This window comes from Paenibacillus sp. 01T47, from assembly GCF_056398245.1.
On the sequence record NZ_JBFTPA010000012.1, the window covers coordinates 78323 to 98008 of the forward strand.

The 19686-nt window shown below is 44.1% G+C and carries 17 protein-coding genes; 13 read left to right on the top strand and 4 right to left on the bottom strand.

Annotation, left to right across the window (positions count from 1 at the left end; translation table 11 throughout):
* Nucleotides 1-32: 32 nt before the first annotated feature.
* Nucleotides 33-1040 carry a beta-ketoacyl-ACP synthase 3 gene (locus tag AC1DOV_RS21935; protein ID WP_477551069.1) on the bottom strand — a complete coding sequence of 336 codons (1008 nt, stop codon included), beginning with the start codon at nt 1038-1040 and terminating at the stop codon, nt 33-35.
* A 160-nt stretch (nt 1041-1200) separates the two neighbouring features.
* On the opposite strand from AC1DOV_RS21935, the gene AC1DOV_RS21940 reads away from it, so the two are divergent.
* Nucleotides 1201-1926, top strand: coding sequence for a YhcN/YlaJ family sporulation lipoprotein (locus AC1DOV_RS21940; RefSeq protein ID WP_477551070.1), 726 nt, complete (start codon nt 1201-1203; stop codon nt 1924-1926).
* Nucleotides 1927-2158: 232 nt separating this feature from the next.
* Nucleotides 2159-3298: a hypothetical protein gene (locus AC1DOV_RS21945; protein WP_477551071.1), complete on the top strand. Its 1140-nt coding sequence runs from the start codon at nt 2159-2161 to the stop codon at nt 3296-3298.
* A gap of 62 nt (nt 3299-3360) precedes the next feature.
* Here the strand turns inward: AC1DOV_RS21945 and AC1DOV_RS21950 are convergent, their stop codons facing one another.
* Nucleotides 3361-4440 carry a glycosyltransferase gene (locus AC1DOV_RS21950; RefSeq protein ID WP_477551072.1) on the bottom strand — a complete coding sequence of 360 codons (1080 nt, stop codon included), beginning with the start codon at nt 4438-4440 and terminating at the stop codon, nt 3361-3363.
* Nucleotides 4441-4658: 218 nt separating this feature from the next.
* Between AC1DOV_RS21950 and AC1DOV_RS21955 the strand changes: the two genes are divergently transcribed.
* Nucleotides 4659-5972: a nucleotide sugar dehydrogenase gene (locus AC1DOV_RS21955; RefSeq protein ID WP_477551073.1), complete on the top strand. Its 1314-nt coding sequence runs from the start codon at nt 4659-4661 to the stop codon at nt 5970-5972.
* Nucleotides 5969-6754 carry a glycosyltransferase family 2 protein gene (locus AC1DOV_RS21960; RefSeq protein ID WP_477551074.1) on the top strand — a complete coding sequence of 262 codons (786 nt, stop codon included), beginning with the start codon at nt 5969-5971 and terminating at the stop codon, nt 6752-6754. Before AC1DOV_RS21955 ends, AC1DOV_RS21960 begins: the two co-directional genes overlap by 4 nt.
* A 31-nt stretch (nt 6755-6785) precedes the next feature.
* Here AC1DOV_RS21960 and AC1DOV_RS21965 read toward each other — a convergent pair whose 3' ends face one another.
* On the bottom strand, nt 6786-7604 hold the full coding sequence (locus AC1DOV_RS21965; protein WP_477551075.1) for a UTP--glucose-1-phosphate uridylyltransferase: 819 nt from the start codon (nt 7602-7604) through the stop codon (nt 6786-6788).
* 231 nt (nt 7605-7835) lie between these two features.
* On the opposite strand from AC1DOV_RS21965, the gene AC1DOV_RS21970 reads away from it, so the two are divergent.
* From AC1DOV_RS21970 to AC1DOV_RS21990, 5 genes are all read left to right on the top strand, one after another.
* Nucleotides 7836-8558 (top strand): sugar phosphate nucleotidyltransferase, encoded by a 723-nt coding sequence (locus AC1DOV_RS21970; protein WP_441886782.1) that lies wholly within the window; start codon nt 7836-7838, stop codon nt 8556-8558.
* Between the two features lie 187 nt (nt 8559-8745).
* Nucleotides 8746-9924 carry a glycosyltransferase family 4 protein gene (locus tag AC1DOV_RS21975; RefSeq protein ID WP_477551076.1) on the top strand — a complete coding sequence of 393 codons (1179 nt, stop codon included), beginning with the start codon at nt 8746-8748 and terminating at the stop codon, nt 9922-9924.
* Nucleotides 9925-10149: 225 nt separating this feature from the next.
* Nucleotides 10150-11061 (top strand): CgeB family protein, encoded by a 912-nt coding sequence (locus tag AC1DOV_RS21980; protein ID WP_477551077.1) that lies wholly within the window; start codon nt 10150-10152, stop codon nt 11059-11061.
* 32 nt (nt 11062-11093) lie between these two features.
* Entirely contained in the window at nt 11094-12425 is a 1332-nt protein-coding gene (locus AC1DOV_RS21985; RefSeq protein ID WP_477551078.1) for a glycosyltransferase family 2 protein, read from the top strand.
* 24 nt (nt 12426-12449) lie between these two features.
* Complete coding sequence (locus AC1DOV_RS21990) at nt 12450-13544, top strand: family 6 glucosyltransferase (protein WP_477551079.1); 1095 nt, start codon at nt 12450-12452, stop codon at nt 13542-13544.
* A gap of 78 nt (nt 13545-13622) precedes the next feature.
* Here AC1DOV_RS21990 and AC1DOV_RS21995 read toward each other — a convergent pair whose 3' ends face one another.
* Nucleotides 13623-14702, bottom strand: a complete 1080-nt coding sequence (locus AC1DOV_RS21995; protein WP_477551080.1) for a hypothetical protein — start codon at nt 14700-14702, stop codon at nt 13623-13625.
* 221 nt (nt 14703-14923) lie between these two features.
* Here AC1DOV_RS21995 and rfbF point away from each other — a divergent pair, with 221 nt between their 5' ends.
* From rfbF to AC1DOV_RS22015, 4 genes are read left to right on the top strand one after another with little or no spacing between them, the layout of a single operon-like run.
* Nucleotides 14924-15715, top strand: coding sequence for a glucose-1-phosphate cytidylyltransferase (gene rfbF / locus AC1DOV_RS22000; protein ID WP_477510612.1), 792 nt, complete (start codon nt 14924-14926; stop codon nt 15713-15715).
* 10 nt (nt 15716-15725) lie between these two features.
* Nucleotides 15726-16811, top strand: a complete 1086-nt coding sequence (rfbG, locus tag AC1DOV_RS22005) for a CDP-glucose 4,6-dehydratase (protein WP_441886761.1) — start codon at nt 15726-15728, stop codon at nt 16809-16811.
* A 12-nt stretch (nt 16812-16823) separates the two neighbouring features.
* Nucleotides 16824-17744, top strand: a complete 921-nt coding sequence (locus AC1DOV_RS22010; RefSeq protein ID WP_477551081.1) for an NAD-dependent epimerase/dehydratase family protein — start codon at nt 16824-16826, stop codon at nt 17742-17744.
* 44 nt (nt 17745-17788) lie between these two features.
* Nucleotides 17789-19672, top strand: a complete 1884-nt coding sequence (locus AC1DOV_RS22015) for a glycosyltransferase family 2 protein (protein WP_477551082.1) — start codon at nt 17789-17791, stop codon at nt 19670-19672.
* Nucleotides 19673-19686 lie beyond the last annotated feature (14 nt).

Here is a 19686-nt window from a genome sequence, read left to right on the forward strand (position 1 = left end):
AATCGATGGAGTATAGGGCTGTTTAGCATGTTCTAGATGGACCAGCGAAGAACGACGCCAGCTTGAGTTAATCCGCCTCCAAAGCCGTATAGGAGTAAAAGATGTCCAGGCTCAACGAAGCCAGACTTCACAGCCTCGTCTAGAGCAAGCGGAATGGATGCAGCGGATGTGTTGCCATATTGTTTTATACTCGATAAGGTTTGTTCAAGTGAGAAGCCTGTTCTTTCGCAAAGCGATTCTATAATTCGCATATTAGCGCTATGAGGAATAAACCAATTGATTTCTGCCGGTGTATATCCGCTCTTCTCCAATAGCTGCTGAACACCTTCAGCTACATGACTAACCGCCCAGCGATATACTTCCCTGCCATTTTGCACGATTAAACCGTTCGTTTGTATATCATGCTCACCAATTGCGGAAGCTAAACTGCTGCGATAAAGCAGATGACCACGGGCACCATCTGTTTTGGTATATACTGCTTCGATATCGCCATGTCCGTCATGCGAAGCTTCCATAAGAATTGCGCCAGCCCCGTCGCCAAACAAAATACAGGTCGTACGGTCTGTATAGTCCGTAATTTTGGATAACGTTTCTGCGCCAAGCACTAAAATTTTGCGATGTGCTCCAGATAACAACAAGCCATTCGCTAATTGAATGGCAGCGGCAAAACCAGCACAGGCTGCTTGAATATCAGCTGCACCTGCATGGCTGATGTTGAAGTTCGATTGCACCTGAGAAGCTACGCTTGGGAAGACGGCATCTGGGGTAGAAGTAGCCACGATAATGTAGTCAACATCAGTCACGCTTACGCCGTAGCGTTCAATCATATTATGAACAGCTTCAAAGCATAGATCGCTGGTGAACTGACTGTCTGAGGCGATATGACGCTCCTTGATGCCGGTTCGCTGCATGATCCATTCATCGCTCGTCTCCACAAGCTTCTCCATATCTGTGTTTGTTAAAATCCGTTCAGGAACGTAAGTGCCTATCGCGGTAATGACGGCATTCGATTGAATGGCAGATGGTTTTATTTTGTCCATAAATGCACACTTCCTCTCAAAATTAGTACCAAGTACTAGTATCTGATACTAATTTACTTCATCCCTTTTGCTTTGTCAATGCAATGAATAGCGAGTCCCGAAAAGGCGAACGCTAAGGAAGGGTCCGGTGCCTAAACAAAACAAGTTGGAGGATGGCTAAATGCGCAAACAAATCGTTGCTTTGTCTGCAGGTGTGCTGCTAAGCACAATGCTGGCAGGCTGCATGGAAAATCACGGTGAGCTTGGAAATAAAGACATCCGCTCGAACAGTATCCGTTATGATGCAAATGGAAATTTATTAAAAAATAAACGATTCGCCGATGACCAAATGAATGAGAAAAATCGAGTAAATGGACGCAGGCTAAACAGCAATAACGTCATCGGCTCGCATAAAAATTATAGAATGCAAATGAATGAAAAAATGGCTAAGGAGATCACAAATTTAGGTGTAGTCAAATCGTCATACGTGATGATAACCGACCATAACGCATACGTAGCTGTTTCATTAGATGAGATTCAGCCTAAGGTTGAATCCAAAATGCTAAGCCGAACAAATAGTGGGTATATGGGGAAAGAGGGCGTGGAGATTAGCCGGCGCATGAGCACCCTGTCTACAGGAAACCATATGCTTACGGCGCAAGTTAAGGAACAAATTGCGAATAAAGTGAAGCAATTAAATCCGAGCATTGAACATGTATATGTGTCAGCTAATCCTGATTTTGTTGGGCGGATGAATGCGTATATGAACGATGTGAAGCTTGGGCATCCTATACAAGGCTATATTGCAGAATTTAATGCGATGGTCGAACGAATTTTTCCAGCGCAGACTATAGAAAATAAGATGAAGAGCAAAAGCATCAAAGATAGGCGCATGATTTACGACTAAAGGGCAGGTAATCGTAATGAAAACACAGAAACGGCTGGAGGGTTTCAATCTCTGAGCCGTTTTTATTTTGGAATGGCAATGGGTAAAACTATCAGATAATCTTCACCCTATATTTAGACGGATACTAGGGTTTCCTATGAAACAAGGCAATCATAGGATATGACAGGAGAGGAGATGGTCGTACTGCCATGAATGATAATAGACTAGTTATAGCTAGATTGGGAGAGGCATTATGATTTTTGGTACGGTTATACATGCAGAGCACACAGCCAAAGCGATAATGATGGCCAAATCCATTAAGAAACATATGCCTAATGGCAAGGTTATCATTGGTGTGATGGAGGAAACTATGCCTAATGCCGCTGTTGGCTGTCCTTATTTTGATGAGGTCGTGCTCATGAAAGATACGGATGCATATTCCAATATGAAAAAGTTTTTTTTCCAGTACACTCTTCAAGAAGCACAGCGGGCTTGCAAGGCTTTATTGGTGAACTATATATACAAAAAGTATACGAATGAGATAACTATCCATTACTTGGATGCGGATACATGGGTCATTTCGCCATTTGAAGAGCTTGCGGACGGTTTTAATCAGCATCCTATTACTTTGATTGGAAAAGTCATTGATCCAGAGTTTCTGGATTTGGACTGGTTGACGGATGTTAGGAAAAACGGGATCTATGATTCAAGCTTTATGAGCTTTAAACGTCATTTTGTTACGGAAAGCTTCCTGAAATGCTGGCTCAAGCTTAGTGAAAATAATTGTTATTATGATCCAACGATCCATAATTTTATCGATCAAGGATGGCTGGATCAATCGCACACACTCTTTGATGGTGTCTTTTCCTTGCGTGATGCGGGTTATCAGGTCTCTCACAGCAACCTTATGGAGAGATGGGATATATCAAAAACTGCCCCTCATACGTATTCCATTGGTAATAAACCACTGCGCTCTATTCGAATATCCAATAATTTTGAGCTGGCGATCTCATGGATCGAGCATGAGAAGGGGCAGCTATACGGAGAACTAGTCGAAGAATATAGAAATGAATGGATAGAAGTAGAACGAAATACAGCGGCGAGCTCAACCTGGAGCTATAGTCACTTCACTAGCGGAGAAGTGATTGCAGGTCAAACGAGAGCAAAGTTTCGCATGCATTACTATGACAATTCTGAAGTTGAAAATCCATTTTTGCTTTCAAATGGGTACTTTCATTCAGAAGCGTTCAGTACGGATGTGATGGATCAACCGATTCCGTATTACGCGGACGAACCAGATCGGATAAAGCATCGAAACATTATGGTGAAGAAGAGAAGAGCTCGGCGCAAGCTAAGGAAGCCTATCCGCAAAAAACGTCGTCGTTCGTATTGAGGATATCCCTCAAATGAAATGAAAAAATGCACCCGTTAGCCTAGGTGCATTTTTTTGCATTCTTATTTATTTAATCTTGCACGATGCTTCGTGTAACCAAAGTTTGCTTCAACATATTGAATCGCTCTTCTCACTTGCCTCTCGTAAAGTTCGGAGCTTGACATCAACCGATCGATTTCATTCGTTACATTGGAAGGTTCAGCATAAATGGCGGCTTCACCAAAAAGCTCCTTGTAGCTTGGGGGAAGAATAACCGGCACGCCAGCAGCCATCGCCTCAAAAATAACGCGGCCAAACGCTTCGACACAATTGGGATGTGTATAGTAAACAAAGACGTCGAGCCCTGCCAAAAAAGACTTTGGCGAGCGTTTTCCAAATCCAAGCACATGCCAGTTTTGAGGCAGCTTTCCTAATATCCGACGCGGTGTTCTGGCACCGCCAAGAATGTGTATTTCATATTTTGATGAAGCGGGATAAATTTTTAGAAGATCCGTTCGATTGGAAGGCCATTTCACATAAGCATCTCTGGAGTGTCTGCCTATTTTGATCACGCCTCTGTGAGAAGGACGGTTTTTCCGTCTCCATTCCCTCGTATTAATGATGTTTACCCAATCTGCAGAAGCCAATTTAATGTTCTTCAAATCACCTGCATGGTGCTTAAAAAGCGTTTTTCTCACTTGAGGGCCGATTGGATGCCATGTGCTGGATTTTCTGAAAAATTGTTTGACCCGCTGTTCGCAGCGACTAATGTTATAAACTAACCGGCCGTATCTGCCATAATCCTTTCTTGGGGTTTGATTGACGATGACGTGTATTCTCTTTGCCGATACGTTCGGTTTATATCTTCTTCTTACATGAAGAATTCGCGGATGTCTAATAATTAGAGTATCACAGGTAGCTCTGGCGGTTGTATTCAGCATTCGAATGCTCCGCCCATCGACCATACGCTTGATTTTGGGGTTAATTGTACTGGTCTTGCTTCTTGGCTGGCCGGACATGTGAATCAGCCCTGTTGTTAAGCCTGCTCTTTTTTGAGCTTTCATTTCTTCTACGTTGGATGAGGTTGTTCCACCCGGCAATCTAAAGTCAGACATCATAATGACGTCAAAATGTCTGCTGCGCTTGCGGTATTTTCCAGCCATATCGTTACCCCTCTCGAAGCATTTGCTTGCTGCAGATTATCGATAGCATATGCGGCGTTTGAAAGGAAGGTATAAGGCGAATGCAAGGGAAGTACAAAATTGGGCTGTAATCAAGGTGGCTGCATTTTGTATCCAAACTGTCCAAACTATTAATAAGTTGTTTCATATACTATCTAAGCTGATTAAAAATTACTAGAGAGAAGGCGAGAGATTAGAATATGAGCGATTTGCATAATCATAACGCGATTGAAAAGCCGAGAACGGTAGCTATTGTGGGGCTTGGTTATGTGGGTCTGCCACTTGCTCTGCTTTTTGTTCGTAAGGGGTTTAACGTTGTTGGAATTGATTTGGATAGAAGAAAAGTAGAGTCGATTCAATTAGGAAAAAGCTATATAAACGAAATAAAGGATCAGGACATACAAGAAGCGAATTTGTCTGACCGCTTTACCGTTTCAAATGAGTTTCATCTAATGGATGCAGCTGAAGCGATCGTTATTTGTGTGCCAACGCCTTTAACTGCGCATGGAACGCCTGATTTGAGCTATTTGACGCAAGCGGCCAAACAAATCAGCAGTAGACTTAAGCGGCAGCAGCTAGTCATATTAGAAAGCTCAACTTACCCGGGCACTACAAGAGAAGTGCTCCTGCCTGTTTTGAATCAATCCGGGCTTAACGCAGGGATAGACTATCATATTGCCTACTCGCCTGAACGGGTAGATCCTGGAAATAAACATTTTGATGTGGAAAGTATTCCAAAGGTAATTAGCGGCGTAACGCCCGGCTGCTTGGAGCGAGTGAAGGAATTATACAATCAAATTTTTATTCGTGTGCATCCCGTTTCCTCCACGGATACAGCGGAGATGACAAAAATATTGGAAAATGCTTATCGACTAATTAACATTTCTTTCATTAATGAAATGGCCTTAATATGCGATGCAATCCATCTGAATGTTTGGGAAATTATCGAGGCAGCCAGTACGAAGCCATTTGGATACAACACGTTTTATCCCGGGCCTGGAATTGGCGGTCACTGTATTCCGGTGGATCCCTCTTATTTAGCATGGAAGCTGAAGCAGCATGGCATTACTTCTGATTTTATTCAAATTTCAAATACAATAAATGAGGGAATGCCGCTATATATTACACAGCAGCTTGTACATTATTTGGCGCCTAAACCGCTCTCGGAAACGAGGATTATGATATATGGAGTAGCCTATAAGCCAGATATAGCTGATTACAGGGAATCAGCGGCTATTGGTTTGATTCAAATTCTGCATCTAAAAGGTACAGATGTAGTTTACCATGATCCACACGTACCATCGCTGCAAGTAGGTGAGCATACGCTTGTCAGCTTGGAGCTAAGCGCAGAAACACTTTCAAATACAGATTGCGTTATCATTGCTACCGATCATGCTTCTTTGCCGCTGGAACTTGTTTTGGAGCATGCTCCGTTTGTATATGACACCCGAAATGTAGTCAAAGGGATTACGGGCAAATCAAGAATCGTCACGCTCGGAGGCGGCGGATCATGAGAGTATCACTAGCTGTTTATGACCGAGTAAGGAGGCACGATGCAGCGGGCATGGATAAGGAGCATTTTTCCGGTCAGGGGAGGATGACATCAGGTGTAACCATAGTTATAGCAACGAATAAGCCCCTCTTTATGCAAAATCTATTCACTAACTTCAAGCGTCAGCAGTGGAGGGTGAAGGAAATGATCGTGCTGCTCAATAACGATGGCATGAACATTGAACTTTACAAAAAACAGGCCAGCAGCTTTGAAAATGTATCGATATACAAGCTGCCGGCCAAATGGTCGCTTGGGAAATGTTTAAATTACGGCATTAGCAAAGCCAAATATGAGATTATAGCTAAATTCGACGATGATGATTATTATGCTCCGAATTATTTGACTGAGGCGATGATGCGACTTGAAAAGACGGAAGCGGATCTAATAGGGAAAAATAAGTTTTATATGTACTTTAAGCATTCTTCAATGCTGATGCTTGCAACGATGCCTAGTAAAAATAGAGTAGCAGGAGCGACGATGCTGTTCAAAAAAAAGTTGTATCCGGACGTTTCTTTCAAACATCTTCGCAAGGGAACGGATATGAGGTTTCAGAAGGACAGCATCAAAAAAGGCTATAAGCTGGCTTTCACAAGTCCCAGCCATTTTGCAGCAATTAGAAGAGCCAATCAAAAAATGCATACATGGAAGGTTACGAAAAAAACGATTCGATTGCTTCGTGCCAAAAAGATTGCGCAGACGAAGCAATACCGAAGCATAGTCAATCAGGGCAACAAACAAAAATAAGGATGGCAGCGGCCTATCCTTATTTTTTGCTTTATTGCTTCCGCTTTTTATGAAGCTGGTATGCACGCTGTTGAATTTTCAAGTAGTCATGCTCGATGCTCGTATCGTACCAGCGTTCCTTGTATACATATCCGATCGCTTTGCGTGTCATGCCCATCTGATTTAAAGCATCGGTTAATTGAATCTCTCCGCCTATTCCGGGTTTCGTTGTTTTTAATAATTCGAAAATGCCAGGTTCAAGAATATATCTGCCCATGACCGCGAGCTGGGACGGAGGATCATATGCCGGCTTCTCTACTATGGAAGCGACCTCGTAAATTCGGCGCTGAACTTGAACAGCAGACGCTACGCCGTATTGGGACAACAGCTTGGGGTCAACCGATTGCAGTCCAATGACATTGGTTCTGTGCTTCTCGTAGTTTCGAATCAATGGTAGGAGTAAAGAGTTTTGATGAAGGTTTATTTGATCCGGCAGCATAACAGCAAAGGGCTCGTTTGCAGCAAATGATTGTCCAAGCGAAACGGCATGACCAAGACCGAGTGCTTCATATTGACGAATATATTGAATATTGACTTTGGCGGGAGCAATGATAGGCAGCATGCTTTCTTTGTGAATCGTACGCAAATGAGCCTCCAGCTCCATCGAACGGTCAAAATAGTTCATAATTTCTGTCTTATTGCGAGATAATATAATTAAAATGTCGGTAATTCCTGCATCGATTGCTTCTTTAACTACATAGTCGATTGCGGGTCTGTTTCCAATGGGAAACAATTCTTTGGGAATAGCCTTGGTTATGGGTAAATTGCGAATTCCATAGCCTGCGGCAGGAATGATCGCTTTTCGAATCAATTGCATCACCTCTAGTTTTGAATGTCTCTCTAAATCTAGTTTATTAATAAAATATAGATTTGAAGCTTGTCCTTCTTAAAAAAGGCAGCCGTACAAGCCCCTTTATCGTTATGATTTTTGATCAACAACGTCCAAATCTTAGCGCATGTGGTTATCCATCCACTCTTAAATCTTTTAAATTCATATACTTATAAAGGAGTTTCAGTAGAGTGAGGGGAGGTGGACTTCTGGATGAAAGGCGTTATACTGGCTGGCGGGTCAGGCACGAGACTTTATCCGCTAACGAAATTTATGAACAAGCATCTATTGCCAGTCGGAAAGCATCCTATGATATATTATGCGATTAAAAAGCTGGCGGATGCAGGGATTAAAGATATTTTGCTCGTTATAGGAAAACAATCAGCAGGCTTGTATGTTGATTTCTTGGGGAGCGGCCACGAATGGGGCGTCAATCTCGTTTTTAGAGTGCAGGATCAGTTTGGCGGTGTTGCTGAGGCATTAGCTTTGGCAGCTGGGTTCGTATCTGCGGATGAAAAATTTGTCGTTCTGCTAGGAGACAATTTGTTCGAGGATTCATTATCTGAATATATGGTTTCTTTTGAAGCATCATCGGAAGAGGCAAAGGTATTACTTAAGAGAGTAGCTGATCCAGAAAGATTTGGCGTTCCGAGAATGGAAGGCGGGCGAATTGTATCCATTGAGGAGAAGCCTTCGAATCCCGGCTCTAATTATTGTGTAACGGGTATTTATATGTACAACGCTGATGTTTTTAATGTAATTAAGACATTGCGTCCTTCGGGGAGAGGGGAGCTTGAAATTACCGATGTAAACAACTTTTATGCGGCGAGGGGGGCACTCAAGCACAGCATTTTGAAAGGGTGGTGGCATGACGCGGGTACGTTCACTTCGCTGCAGGAAGCGGGATTGCGTCTAGCGGATGAGAAAACACAATAGTAGGCTAGCTAGACTGCGACATTTCCTGTGTCCCAGTCTATTTTTTTGCAACGATTAGGAGAGAAGAAACTTCATGGTAACAGACGCCGTGGCGGTAAAAAGGATCAAACATATTATGAGATAGGGTTGAATGCATAGAGTCACCAAGTATACCGCCATTACAGATATAAGGGGAGGAAAAAAGATTATGAAATTCAAAAATCTTAAGGTCCGACCTAAGATGATGCTGAAGCCAAAAAGGAGAATTGGTAGAAATAGCCGCTTGGTCAAAAATGGAAGGAAAGATTGGCGGGCAGGATCGATAAGCAGCCAGTCAGAAGGCTACAAAGCTGGATGGAAAGACGGCTATCGTGACGGCCGTTGGATTGCTGTAGTAGGCGGCGTCTGTAAGCCGAAAATTGCATACGTCATCCCAGGATGCTCCATTTCCGGTGGCGTAGCGGTTATTCTTCAGCATGCCAACCGCTTGAAGCAGCGCGGTTATGATGTCGTATTAGTTTCCATGGATGGAAATACGCAGGTTAGCTGGCATCCTGTTGAGGTGCCCATCGTCACAGAATCCCGCGCTCCTGCGGATCGTGATATTGTGATTGCGACCTTTTGGGCTACACTCGGCGCTGCAAGAAGAATAGAAGCAAAGAAACGCTTTTATTTCATTCAATCGGATGAATCCAGATTTTATTCGCCATCGTCGGAGCAATCGAAGCTGGCCTATCAAACGTACAAAACGAATGATTTTACGTTTCTGACGATGGCAGGCTGGCTGCAGCGCTGGCTGCAGCGTAAGTTTAATAAGCAAGCGATCTATATCCCTAACGGACTCGATACCTCACTTATGTATGAGGCAGAGCCGCTTGCACCAAAAAGCAGCAAGGTTAGAGTATTGCTGGAGGGCCCTATTAACGTTCCTTACAAAGGAATGAGCGATGCTTTTGCGGCAGTGCGGGATTTGAACTGTGAGGTTTGGTGTGTCAGCTCATCGGGGCGTCCCGCTGCATCTTGGCGCTGTGACCGCTTCTTTGAGAGTGTATCCTATGAAACGATGAAGCATATTTACTCTAGCTGTGATATTTTGCTCAAAATGAGCAGGGTTGAAAGTTTCCTTTATCCTCCACTTGAGATGATGGCTTGCGGAGGCGTTCCAGTCGTTGCTGATGTAACGGGGACGGATGAATATCTGGTCAATCATTATAATAGTTTGGTCATTCCAAATGACATTAGGGCAGCAGCGAATGCAGTACAAAGTTTGATAGCAGACAAGTCTCTGCGCGAACACCTAAGAGCTGGCGGGAGAGAGACGGTAAAGAAGTGGGAATGGGATCGAAGCATAGATTTGTTGGAGCAGGCACTAATTAGAAATGTATAAAGAGTATTCGTTACAGAAAGAGGTGAGATACTTCTGAAGCAGAAACGGAAAATAAACATTTCAGCAGCAAACGAGTGGGGGGCGGGACGCGAATCTGGCTGGAAGCATGGTTACCATGTGGGTACCTGTGAGGCGATAATTCAGAAAATACCGCGGCCTGCAAGCGTGCTTCGATCTCTGCGAGTATTATATGTTCGCGCGGGATTAAGAGGCCCTTTTCCAGATATGGATCAGGCGGTTACGGATGCTCTCAGAGGTATGGTCAGCGAGCTGATCATCGCATCTCCATCGGATAATCTTATTGATCTGGCAAGCAGGAGAAGACCGGATTTAGTGCTCGTACTGCATGGCACTCAGGTGCCAGTCAACCAAATCAAAGGCATTCGTTCGATCGGCGTTAAAACAGCGATATGGCTCGTCGATGAGCCCTACGTAACCGATGTTACAACGGTCATTGCCCCGCAGTATGAATGGCTATTTACCCATGAGTTGGCTGCTATTCCAATCTATCGGCAGCTCGGCTGTCAGGTTCATTATTTGCCGCTGGCAGTTAACCCAGCCGTGTATAAGCCCAAATATGTACCCGCTCATTATCAAAGCGATATTTGCTTTATTGGGAATGCCTTTCATAACAGAGTCAGATTAATAGATCGAATTGCTCCTGCACTAGCACAGCGCGATACAAGAATTATCGGTTTGTTCTGGAAAAGGCTTAAGCGTTACAAAAGCCTAAGCAAGGGCATTCGCATTTCATGGATCAGCTCAGAAGAAGCAGCGAGCTATTACAATGGCGCCAAGATTGTCATCAATATTCATCGTTCCCATGACGACAAGGTGCATAACAAAAATAGCCGCAACCTTCCCGGCCTGTCGATCAACCCTCGTACGTATGAAATTGCGGCTGCCGGAGCTTTTCAGCTTACAGATGTTCGTCAGGACTTAAGCGATTTTTATGTACCTGGAACGGAGCTTGAAACGTACTCTTCACCAAAAGAGCTGGCTGATAAAATTGCATATTACCTGCATGACGAGCAAAAGAGGAATCAAATCGCATTAAGAGGATTTATAAAAACGCTGGAGCAGCATACCTACGAGAAGCGGCTCAGCCAGCTGCTTCAAATCGTCTTTCCATCATGATAGCTAAACAAGATCGTGGGAGGTGAACCCAGATGCGCAAGCGATATTCGCGCAGGCGTATAAAAGCAGTCCGTAAAATAAAGCGAACCAACTTTCAAGCGAGCTATGCAGCTGGTTATCGGGATGGCAGGGCGAGTGGAGCAGCAAGCTATCAGCAGCCTTTTGAAGGCACAAGCATTATTATTCCAACCTATAACCAGTTGAACTATTTACGAAATTGCATAGAGAGCATTCATAAATATACGCCGCAGTCTTACGAAATCATCATTATTGATAATGGCTCAACGGATGGAACGGCTGCCTATTTAAAGTCGCAGGCAGGGCGATTGCGCTATAAAATTTTTCAAGAGAACTTAGGTTTTTCCGGTGGCGTCAATCAAGGCCTGATGATGGCAAAAGGTACGTCGATTCTAATTCTTAACAATGATACGATCGTGACGAAAAACTGGCTGTCGAATTTATTGTCGTGCTTGAACAGCAACCCATCGATTGGTCTTGTTGGTCCGGTAACCAATTATTTGTCGAATGATCAAAAGATTGATGTCAGCTACAAAAACATGAAAGAGATGCAGCAGTTTGCCCAAAATTACAACCATATTAACCCGGTACGATGGAGAAAAACGAATGCCATAATGGGCTTTTGCTTGCTTTTATCCAGAGAGGTGCTTCAGCGAGTCGGGTATATGGATGAGGGATATGTCATTGGGACCTGCGAGGATGTAGACTTTTATCTTCGGATACAATTGCTTGGTCTGGATCTAGTTATTGCGGAGGATACATTCATCCATCATTATGGCAGTGTGACGATGCGTTCGTTTCTGGATGCTTCCTTGCTTAACAACGCTTTTTTTCGTGAAAAATGGGGCGACTGGGATCAGATCAGTAGGCTGGAGTCGGTAATGAATTCGGCATCGCCTAATGAAAAGAGAAAAGGAACAAACTTTTACCCTAGCCATATCGTTGTTAAAGGAACTGATTCGAATGTGTATTGGGTAGAAAATGGATATCGATATATTGTACGGTCTTCAGATTTAATGCATGTGAATGCAGTAAGATTGCCGCAGCTTGATTTATGGAACTGGCCGATAGGAGGGGACATTTCGATTGCAGTTTTGCAGCAGAGAATAGCTGCATTATCGGCGCTCACCACCAATTTCGCTGAGGGCAGTTTAGTAAAAACGCAGGACGGCGAAATGTACCAGATTATACAGGGCAAGCTGCACCGAATGACGACAAAATATGCCTATAAGGCATGGGGACTGGAGCAGCGTTATGTTCGTCCTTTAACGCAGGCCGACAAAAACCAGTATTCGGAAGGCTTCCCTATTGTAGCTCCTCCGATCATTAAGGCTAATAATATATAATTCCAAGTTTAGGAGGACGGCAGCATGCTGACGAAACGAAAAAAAAGTACAGCTATTAAAAAAACGAGCGTCAAAAAAACGAGCGTCAAAAAAACGTTGAACGCCGGCGGGAAATTAAGCAGCCGCAAAAACAAATATGGTGTAAAAAAAGGGAAACGGCGAGGTAAAACATTAAAAAAAGGGTTGAGAAGCGGTGCAAGAGGGAGAAAAAGAAGCGGACCGTTTCACACAGGTTATGAGCAAGGGTATAGAGAAGGGCATTCGAAAGGTTTTGAGGATGCGCATCAAGAGTCTTATATGACGAATCAAGGTGCTGTCCTCTCGCAAGCACAGCCAGAAAGCGCAAATGCATCGCCTTATCTGACTACTCAAATGCCGAGTGAAGCGGAAATTGCGAGCGTAGCCGGATCTCGAATCGGGATTCTTTATATATGCACAGGGAAATACAGTATTTTCTGGGAAAACTTCTATCGGAGCGCCGAAGCTTATTTCTTGCCGGGCTACCAGAAAAACTATTATGTATTCACAGATGCCGAGCACATCGTTGATGAAGAGAGATCGAACATTTTGAAGATTCCTCAAGATAATCTTGGATGGCCGGGCAATACGCTGCTGCGATATGCGATGTTTAGAAACGTGGTGCATCAGCTGCAGCAGGAATGTGATTTTGTATTTTTCTTTAATGCCAATATGCAATTCGTTGATGTCGTAAGAGAAGAAATATTGCCAATTCACGAGGGCATCGTTGCGGTCCAGCATCCAGGCTTCTACAATAAAGCGCGCCACGAGCTTGATTATGAGAAAAATCAACAAAGCTTAGCCTATATTCCGGAGGGCGCAGGAAGCTACTACTATATGGGTGGGTTGAACGGCGGCCGAACGGAGCACTATACGAATCTTATTCGTGTTCTGGATGACAATATTAGAACAGATATGAATAATGGGATCAATGCCGTTTGGCATGACGAATCTCATTTAAATAAATATTTAATCGACAAATCTCCTAAAGTGATGAATCCATCCTATGGTTACGTGGAGGGCCAGCAGCTTCCGTTTCCAATGAAAATATTAATTCGCGATAAAAACAACTTCGGCGGCCATAGCTTTTTGAGAAGCTAGCGGCATAAAAAAACGTAAGCGGTTCGGATTTTTCCGAGCTGCTTACGTTTTTTTGTGGATGAATGAAAGGAACAGCTATTAAAAGATGTCTACCTGCTCGTGGCATGCGGCTGGGATATAGTTTGCATATTTGTTTACGTTTATACGATCACCGTTCTCAAATAGCAAAGCAAGCTCTTGCGGCGAGTATTCCTTATTGCTTCCTGAGCGGTTGGCATACACATTCTGAACGACGTTGAGCGGGTTGCAAAACGCTAAGGATACTTCGCTGCATGCTAGAAACTGGCGCCCCTCAGACAGCTCCTGCGCACGTCCTGCCATACATCCTTCAAGCGTATTGGGGTTGGAGAAATCCAAGTTTCTCAGATGCGGAAGAAGATGAGTTGTGCGGTATACCGAGCTGGAAACTTCAATCGGATAGCCGAATTCATACTGCGCCGATGTCCAGTCAAACTTGCGATAGCCATACTCGATAATGTGATGCCATGGAATAGACTGTTCAGCACTCATCGTGTAGCAGTAACGAATGTTTGGTCCCAGTCTTAAGGAAAAGCCAATCAAATCGTTGTGCGCAGCTAATGTGTTCATGACGGACTGCAGCGTGAAATCGCGAACGAACAAGCAATCATCCACGATGAATAGAACATAGGTATAGGGTTCCATCGAAGCGATAACCTGCTCTTTGAATTGCTCCTCTTTAATAAATTGCACCAACGGGTATTCGTTTTTGAGTCGTTCATATTGTGATTCATAAAAATCGCTCGATGTCTTGTAAAGGACCTTCATGTGAAAATTGGAAATATCGAGGGCATGCAAGTAAAGCGATCGCAGGGCTGCATCCAGCTGGAGGGCTCGATCCTTGCTGAAAATAATACCCGTCAGCGGTATTAAAATAGGCGCTGCCCCTCCGTCGCTTGGCTGTTCAACAAGAGTAGAAGCAGGAGCAGTAGGAGCTATTGGAGCAGCTGGTACTTTACGGGCGAGGATGCCGCGTTTCCATCCTCTTGCTCGTTTGTTTATTCGATTTGACCGCAGCAGCTTCTTCCCCTTGCGAGAAGCTCTGCGACGCGTATTTGCGGACGTGCGATTTATTTTTTTACTTTGTCGTTTCATCCGCTTATTCGCAGCTGGTTTTCGTTTGACAACGGTTTGAGACAAGCGTTATCCCTCCTTATTTTCAAGAAACCTCGTTCAATGTATTCTATGTCGATAATTTGGCATGGTACGGGCAATCGATAGGCGTGAAGCGCCTGTATTCCATTGCTTGATCGCATCTATTAAATTTTCACAGACTGGGTATTCATCAGAACAACAAACTATTGAATGAATAAACATAGGAAGATGGCAAAGTATATTTGAGAGAAAGAGAGGATGTTTCTATGCGGACGATAGATAAAAATACGAAAGTGGTCATTCTAGCAGGTGGGTTCGGCACTAGAATAAGCGAGGAGTCGCTCATGAAGCCAAAACCGATGATCGACATTGGGGATAAGCCAATCTTATGGCATATCATGCAAACCTATGCGCATTACGGCTTTACTGATTTTGTGATTTGTTTGGGCTACAAAGGTTATTTCATCAAAGAATATTTCTATCATTATTTTTTGCATCACTCGGATGTGACCTTTGATTTATCGAATCGAAACGAAATGACAATTCATGAATCTTCCATTGAACCTTGGAAAATCACGTTGGTCGACACAGGCAAAGAAACGATGACGGGCGGCAGGCTAAAGCGAGTTCAGCCGTATTTAGGAAACAAAACATTTATGCTGACGTACGGCGACGGGGTTTCGGACATCGATATTGGCAAGCTGTCAGCTTTTCACTGCTCTCATAACAAGCTGGCTACAGTAACGGCTACGCAGCCAAGCGGCAGATTTGGCGCTCTCGATATAAAGGACAGCAACAAGGTTATTGATTTTATGGAGAAACCAAAAGGCGACGGGAGCTGGATTAATTCAGGTTTTTTCGTAATGGAACCGCAGCTGCTTGATTATATTGAAGGCGATCATACAAATCTGGAGATGGACTGCATGCAGAAGATAGCTAATGATGGACAACTTATGGCTTATAAGCATGAGGGGTTCTTTCAGCCGATGGATACGCTTAGAGATAAAAACTATTTAGAAGGTTTATGGAAATCAGGAAAAGCGCTATGGAAAAAATAAAGGAGTGTCCATGATGAATCCAAGCTTTTGGCGCAATAAAAAAGTGTTCATTACTGGACACACCGGCTTTAAAGGCAGCTGGCTTTGCTTGTGGCTGGCAGCGATGGGCGCCAAGGTGACTGGTTATGCGCTAGCACCGCAGCAGCAGCCTAATTTATATGAGCTTTGCAATATCGATGCGATGATTCAGTCCGTTACCGGTGATATTAGAGATTCAGCAAGGCTGAGCAAGGTTTTGTTAGCTGCTGAGCCTGATATCGTTATTCATATGGCAGCTCAAGCTCTGGTTAAGCCCTCCTACGAAACGCCTGCTTATACTTTTGAAGTCAACGTCATGGGTACGGTTAATCTGCTTGATGCGGTAAAGCTTGCTGTGGAGAGTGGAGCGGGCATTAAGGCGGTTGTTAATGTAACGACAGATAAAGTGTATGAAAATCAAGAATGGGCATGGGGCTATAGGGAGAGCGATAGGCTGGGCGGTTATGATCCATATTCAAACAGCAAAGCTTGCTCGGAGCTTGTTACAGCCTCTTATCGCAATTCCTTCTTTCATAGCAAAGATGAGAAGGTTCACGGTGTCGGCATTGCAACGGCAAGAGCGGGCAATGTCATCGGGGGCGGAGACTTTGCTCAGAATCGCTTAGTTCCAGATATGGTTCGTGCCTTCATGGACGGCAGTGCGGTGAGCATTAGAAACCCGCATGCTGTAAGACCTTGGCAGCATGTACTTGAGCCTTTAAGCGGATATTTGCTGCTTGCAGAGAAACTTTATGCGAACGGATCAGAGTATGCGGAAGGTTGGAATTTCGGTCCTCGCGATGAGGATGCAAGGCCGGTAGGCCAGGTTGTTGAACAACTTGGTGCGAAATGGGGCGGCGTAGTAGTGCATACGGATACAGGCAAGCACCCGCATGAAGCCCATGAGCTGAAGCTGGACTGCTCGGAGGCGCAGCGGCGCTTAGGGTGGAAGCCAAGATGGACCCTTGATCAGGCGCTGAATAAGGTGGTTGAGTGGACGCTTGCCTATCAAGGCAACGAAGATATTCGGCAGGTTTGTTTGAATCAATGGCATGAATATGCAGGGAAAACAAGCTGAGGGGGGAGATCGATGATAGAAAAAAATTCCCGTGCAGCCTTAACAGCTTTAGTCACCGGAGCCACGGGTTTTATTGGCTCACACCTCGTTCGAAAGCTTTTGGCGGAAGGGTGGAAGGTGCACATTATCGCTAGAAATGAATCGAGCCTTAAGCAACTGGAGGATGTCCAGGGTGCTATCATCATACATCGGCATGATGGGACGATTGACAGTATGTTCGCAATTGTCGAGTCTGCAAAGCCCGATCTTGTTATTCATTTAGCATCCTTCGCCACAGTTACTTATGCGCCAAGACAGGTAGAAGAGATGCTGACAAGCAATATTCTTTTCGGTACGCAGCTAATGGAGGCGATGTTGTCGCAGCACGTTTATGCATTCATTAATACGGGAACCTTCTCACAGCATTTTGACAATAAGCTTTATAGTCCAAAATCGCTGTATGATGCCTCAAAACAAGCGTTTACGGATATTTTAGCTTATTATTGTGAATCGTCGCCGTTACGTGTAATTACGCTGGAGCTGTTCGATAATTACGGTCCAAACGATACGAGATCCAAAATCATTTCGTTGCTGCTGAAGGCTGGAAAGGAACATAAACCGCTTGCGATGTCACCTGGAGAGCAGCTGATTGATATTGTACACATTGATGATGTTGTTGAAGCTTATATGCTCGCAGCCCAGCAGCTGCTAAATGAAGGGGCAGTTAAGAACGAGGTTTATTCCGTTTCTTCACAGCAGTCCATTCCACTGAAGGAGTTAGCGGGCATTATCGAAAAAATAATGGATGTACCGTTACAGGTGAATTGGGGAGGACGACCCTACCATCCGCGAGAAATTATGATTCCATGGAACAAGGGGGTAACCGTGCCGAAGTGGAAGCCAAAAATAACACTAGAGGAGGGAATTAAAAGATTAATAGAGCAACAGCAATAGGAATGAGAATAGATTGCTGTTAAAAATGAGGAGGGTAAATAAAGATGAGAATCTTGCTTTGTTATGAGGCGGATGAGGCAGCTGCGGGCAGTAAGGCAGCCGGTCAGCTCACCGCTGCGCTCCATGATTTACTCGTTCCAATAGGCGCAGTAACGCTGTTCAATGCCTCATATTTTGATCAGCGGATACTGCAAGGTCAAAGCTACGATCTGTATGTAGGTGCATCCTATCATCTCTCACGTATAAAAGGGCTATGCCATATAAAGAAAAGTATATTGATAACGACAGGGCTGCATCCACAAGAAATCAACCACAGCACGTCTAGATTAAAGGCTGGCCATAACCTGCCAGATGATGTTTTCGATGAGACTGCTGCACCGAATGTTGACGAGCTGGAACAGTCTATCAAACAAGCTGATTTCATTATCGGAATCGGAAATATTGAAACCTACAATTCTTACATCAAACGCGGACTGCCAAAATGGAAATTAAAAATGTTGTTAGGCGGGATTGCTGCTTTAGATCAACCTAATACGTTGCCATCTTCGGAAAATGTAAAAACGGGGCAAAGAAGAGTGTACACGTATAGCGCTCCAAAACTCGGATTAAGCAATGGTTTTGAAGCCGTCTTTCTACTCTTCTCGAGTTCAGACATCGCGAGTCAAAATTTGGAGCTGCATGTTGTAGGGCAGCCTGCAAATAGGTTTTTCAACAACAGGCTGCTGCAATTAAAAGCTGTGCTCGGTGATAAGCTGTTTGTTCACGGTGAAGAGCTTAATGAAGCCCAGAGCGCAGAGCTGCTCTCGAACACTGATTTTATCGTTTACCCCTCGTTAGGCCAATATGATTCTTCGATTATACAGGGACTAATCCACGGCGCTATACCGCTTGTAACCGCGCAGTCCGGCATCGATTTTTCACCCATCGGAGTATTCGACCCATTGGATCATTTGCAGCAAAAACAGCTGCTGCAGCGCACGCTTCAGCTGAGCGATCAAGAGATTGTGTACTGGAAAAAGAAGACGATTGAATATGTAAAGGAATATCACCTTCCTTATAAGCAGGTGCTGGACAAGACGATTAAGGATTGCCTGAACGGGAATTTATATCCGAAAATAAGCATTACGCTGCCTGTTTTCAATAAAGAAGCGACGATTGTTCCCCTAATAGCGGAGCTGCACCGTGCTGTGAGCGAATATAAAAATGCTGAACTCCGAATTATTTTCGATGGCTGCTACGATCAAAGCGAATATGTGGTGAAGCAATTCTTTCAGACCGTTCAAGTGGATTACAGTATTGCTTATGAAACGACGCCTAACATTTTTGAGATTAAAACGAACAACATCGGCTTAAAAAAATCATCCGGTGCTTATTGCGTCATTCTGCAGGATGACAATTATGTTTACGATAAAAATATCTTTTACGAGGTTGTACAGTTTATGGACAGAAATACGAGTTGTGCCATTGTCGGCTGTTTATCCGGCGTTAACTTTTACCCGAGAGGAACGACGCTTAGCGGACCTGGGCAAATCTCGTGTTCTGCAAACGAGGTGTATTGGAGGCAGGATGAGAAAGCAGATCCGAATTTGAAAAACCGTGTTTTTGAAGTGGATGCTTGCATGCGCGGACCGCTCGTCATTCGAAAATCATTTTTGGAGCAGTATGGATACTTGGATGAATGCTATGCGCCTTTGTATCAAGATGACATGGATATTTGCTTTCGGGCTAAGCATTACGGCTACAAGGTGTATTGCATGATGTCCGATGTAGAGAACCGTTCTTTGACAATGGCCCATTACGATACAGGGATGAGCAGGATGTTCCAGGAGGTGATGGAGCGAAATACGAATATTTTTTATGCAAGATGGACGCCGAGTACAAACAAAGATTATGCATGGATTCATCGAACTCGCGTTGATGGATCATAGGTTAGAAGGAAGTG

Coding starts and splice junctions, on each gene's coding strand:
- AC1DOV_RS21990 (WP_477551079.1), top strand. CDS start 12,450: ATGCTGACGAAACGAAAAAAAAGTACAGCTATTAAAAAAACGAGCGTC.
- AC1DOV_RS21985 (WP_477551078.1), top strand. CDS start 11,094: ATGCGCAAGCGATATTCGCGCAGGCGTATAAAAGCAGTCCGTAAAATA.
- AC1DOV_RS21975 (WP_477551076.1), top strand. CDS start 8,746: ATGAAATTCAAAAATCTTAAGGTCCGACCTAAGATGATGCTGAAGCCA.
- AC1DOV_RS21950 (WP_477551072.1), bottom strand. CDS start 4,440: ATGGCTGGAAAATACCGCAAGCGCAGCAGACATTTTGACGTCATTATG.
- AC1DOV_RS21955 (WP_477551073.1), top strand. CDS start 4,659: ATGAGCGATTTGCATAATCATAACGCGATTGAAAAGCCGAGAACGGTA.
- rfbG (WP_441886761.1), top strand. CDS start 15,726: ATGATGAATCCAAGCTTTTGGCGCAATAAAAAAGTGTTCATTACTGGA.
- rfbF (WP_477510612.1), top strand. CDS start 14,924: ATGCGGACGATAGATAAAAATACGAAAGTGGTCATTCTAGCAGGTGGG.
- AC1DOV_RS21945 (WP_477551071.1), top strand. CDS start 2,159: ATGATTTTTGGTACGGTTATACATGCAGAGCACACAGCCAAAGCGATA.
- AC1DOV_RS21935 (WP_477551069.1), bottom strand. CDS start 1,040: ATGGACAAAATAAAACCATCTGCCATTCAATCGAATGCCGTCATTACC.
- AC1DOV_RS21940 (WP_477551070.1), top strand. CDS start 1,201: ATGCGCAAACAAATCGTTGCTTTGTCTGCAGGTGTGCTGCTAAGCACA.
- AC1DOV_RS21980 (WP_477551077.1), top strand. CDS start 10,150: ATGGATCAGGCGGTTACGGATGCTCTCAGAGGTATGGTCAGCGAGCTG.
- AC1DOV_RS22015 (WP_477551082.1), top strand. CDS start 17,789: ATGAGAATCTTGCTTTGTTATGAGGCGGATGAGGCAGCTGCGGGCAGT.
- AC1DOV_RS21970 (WP_441886782.1), top strand. CDS start 7,836: ATGAAAGGCGTTATACTGGCTGGCGGGTCAGGCACGAGACTTTATCCG.
- AC1DOV_RS22010 (WP_477551081.1), top strand. CDS start 16,824: ATGATAGAAAAAAATTCCCGTGCAGCCTTAACAGCTTTAGTCACCGGA.
- AC1DOV_RS21960 (WP_477551074.1), top strand. CDS start 5,969: ATGAGAGTATCACTAGCTGTTTATGACCGAGTAAGGAGGCACGATGCA.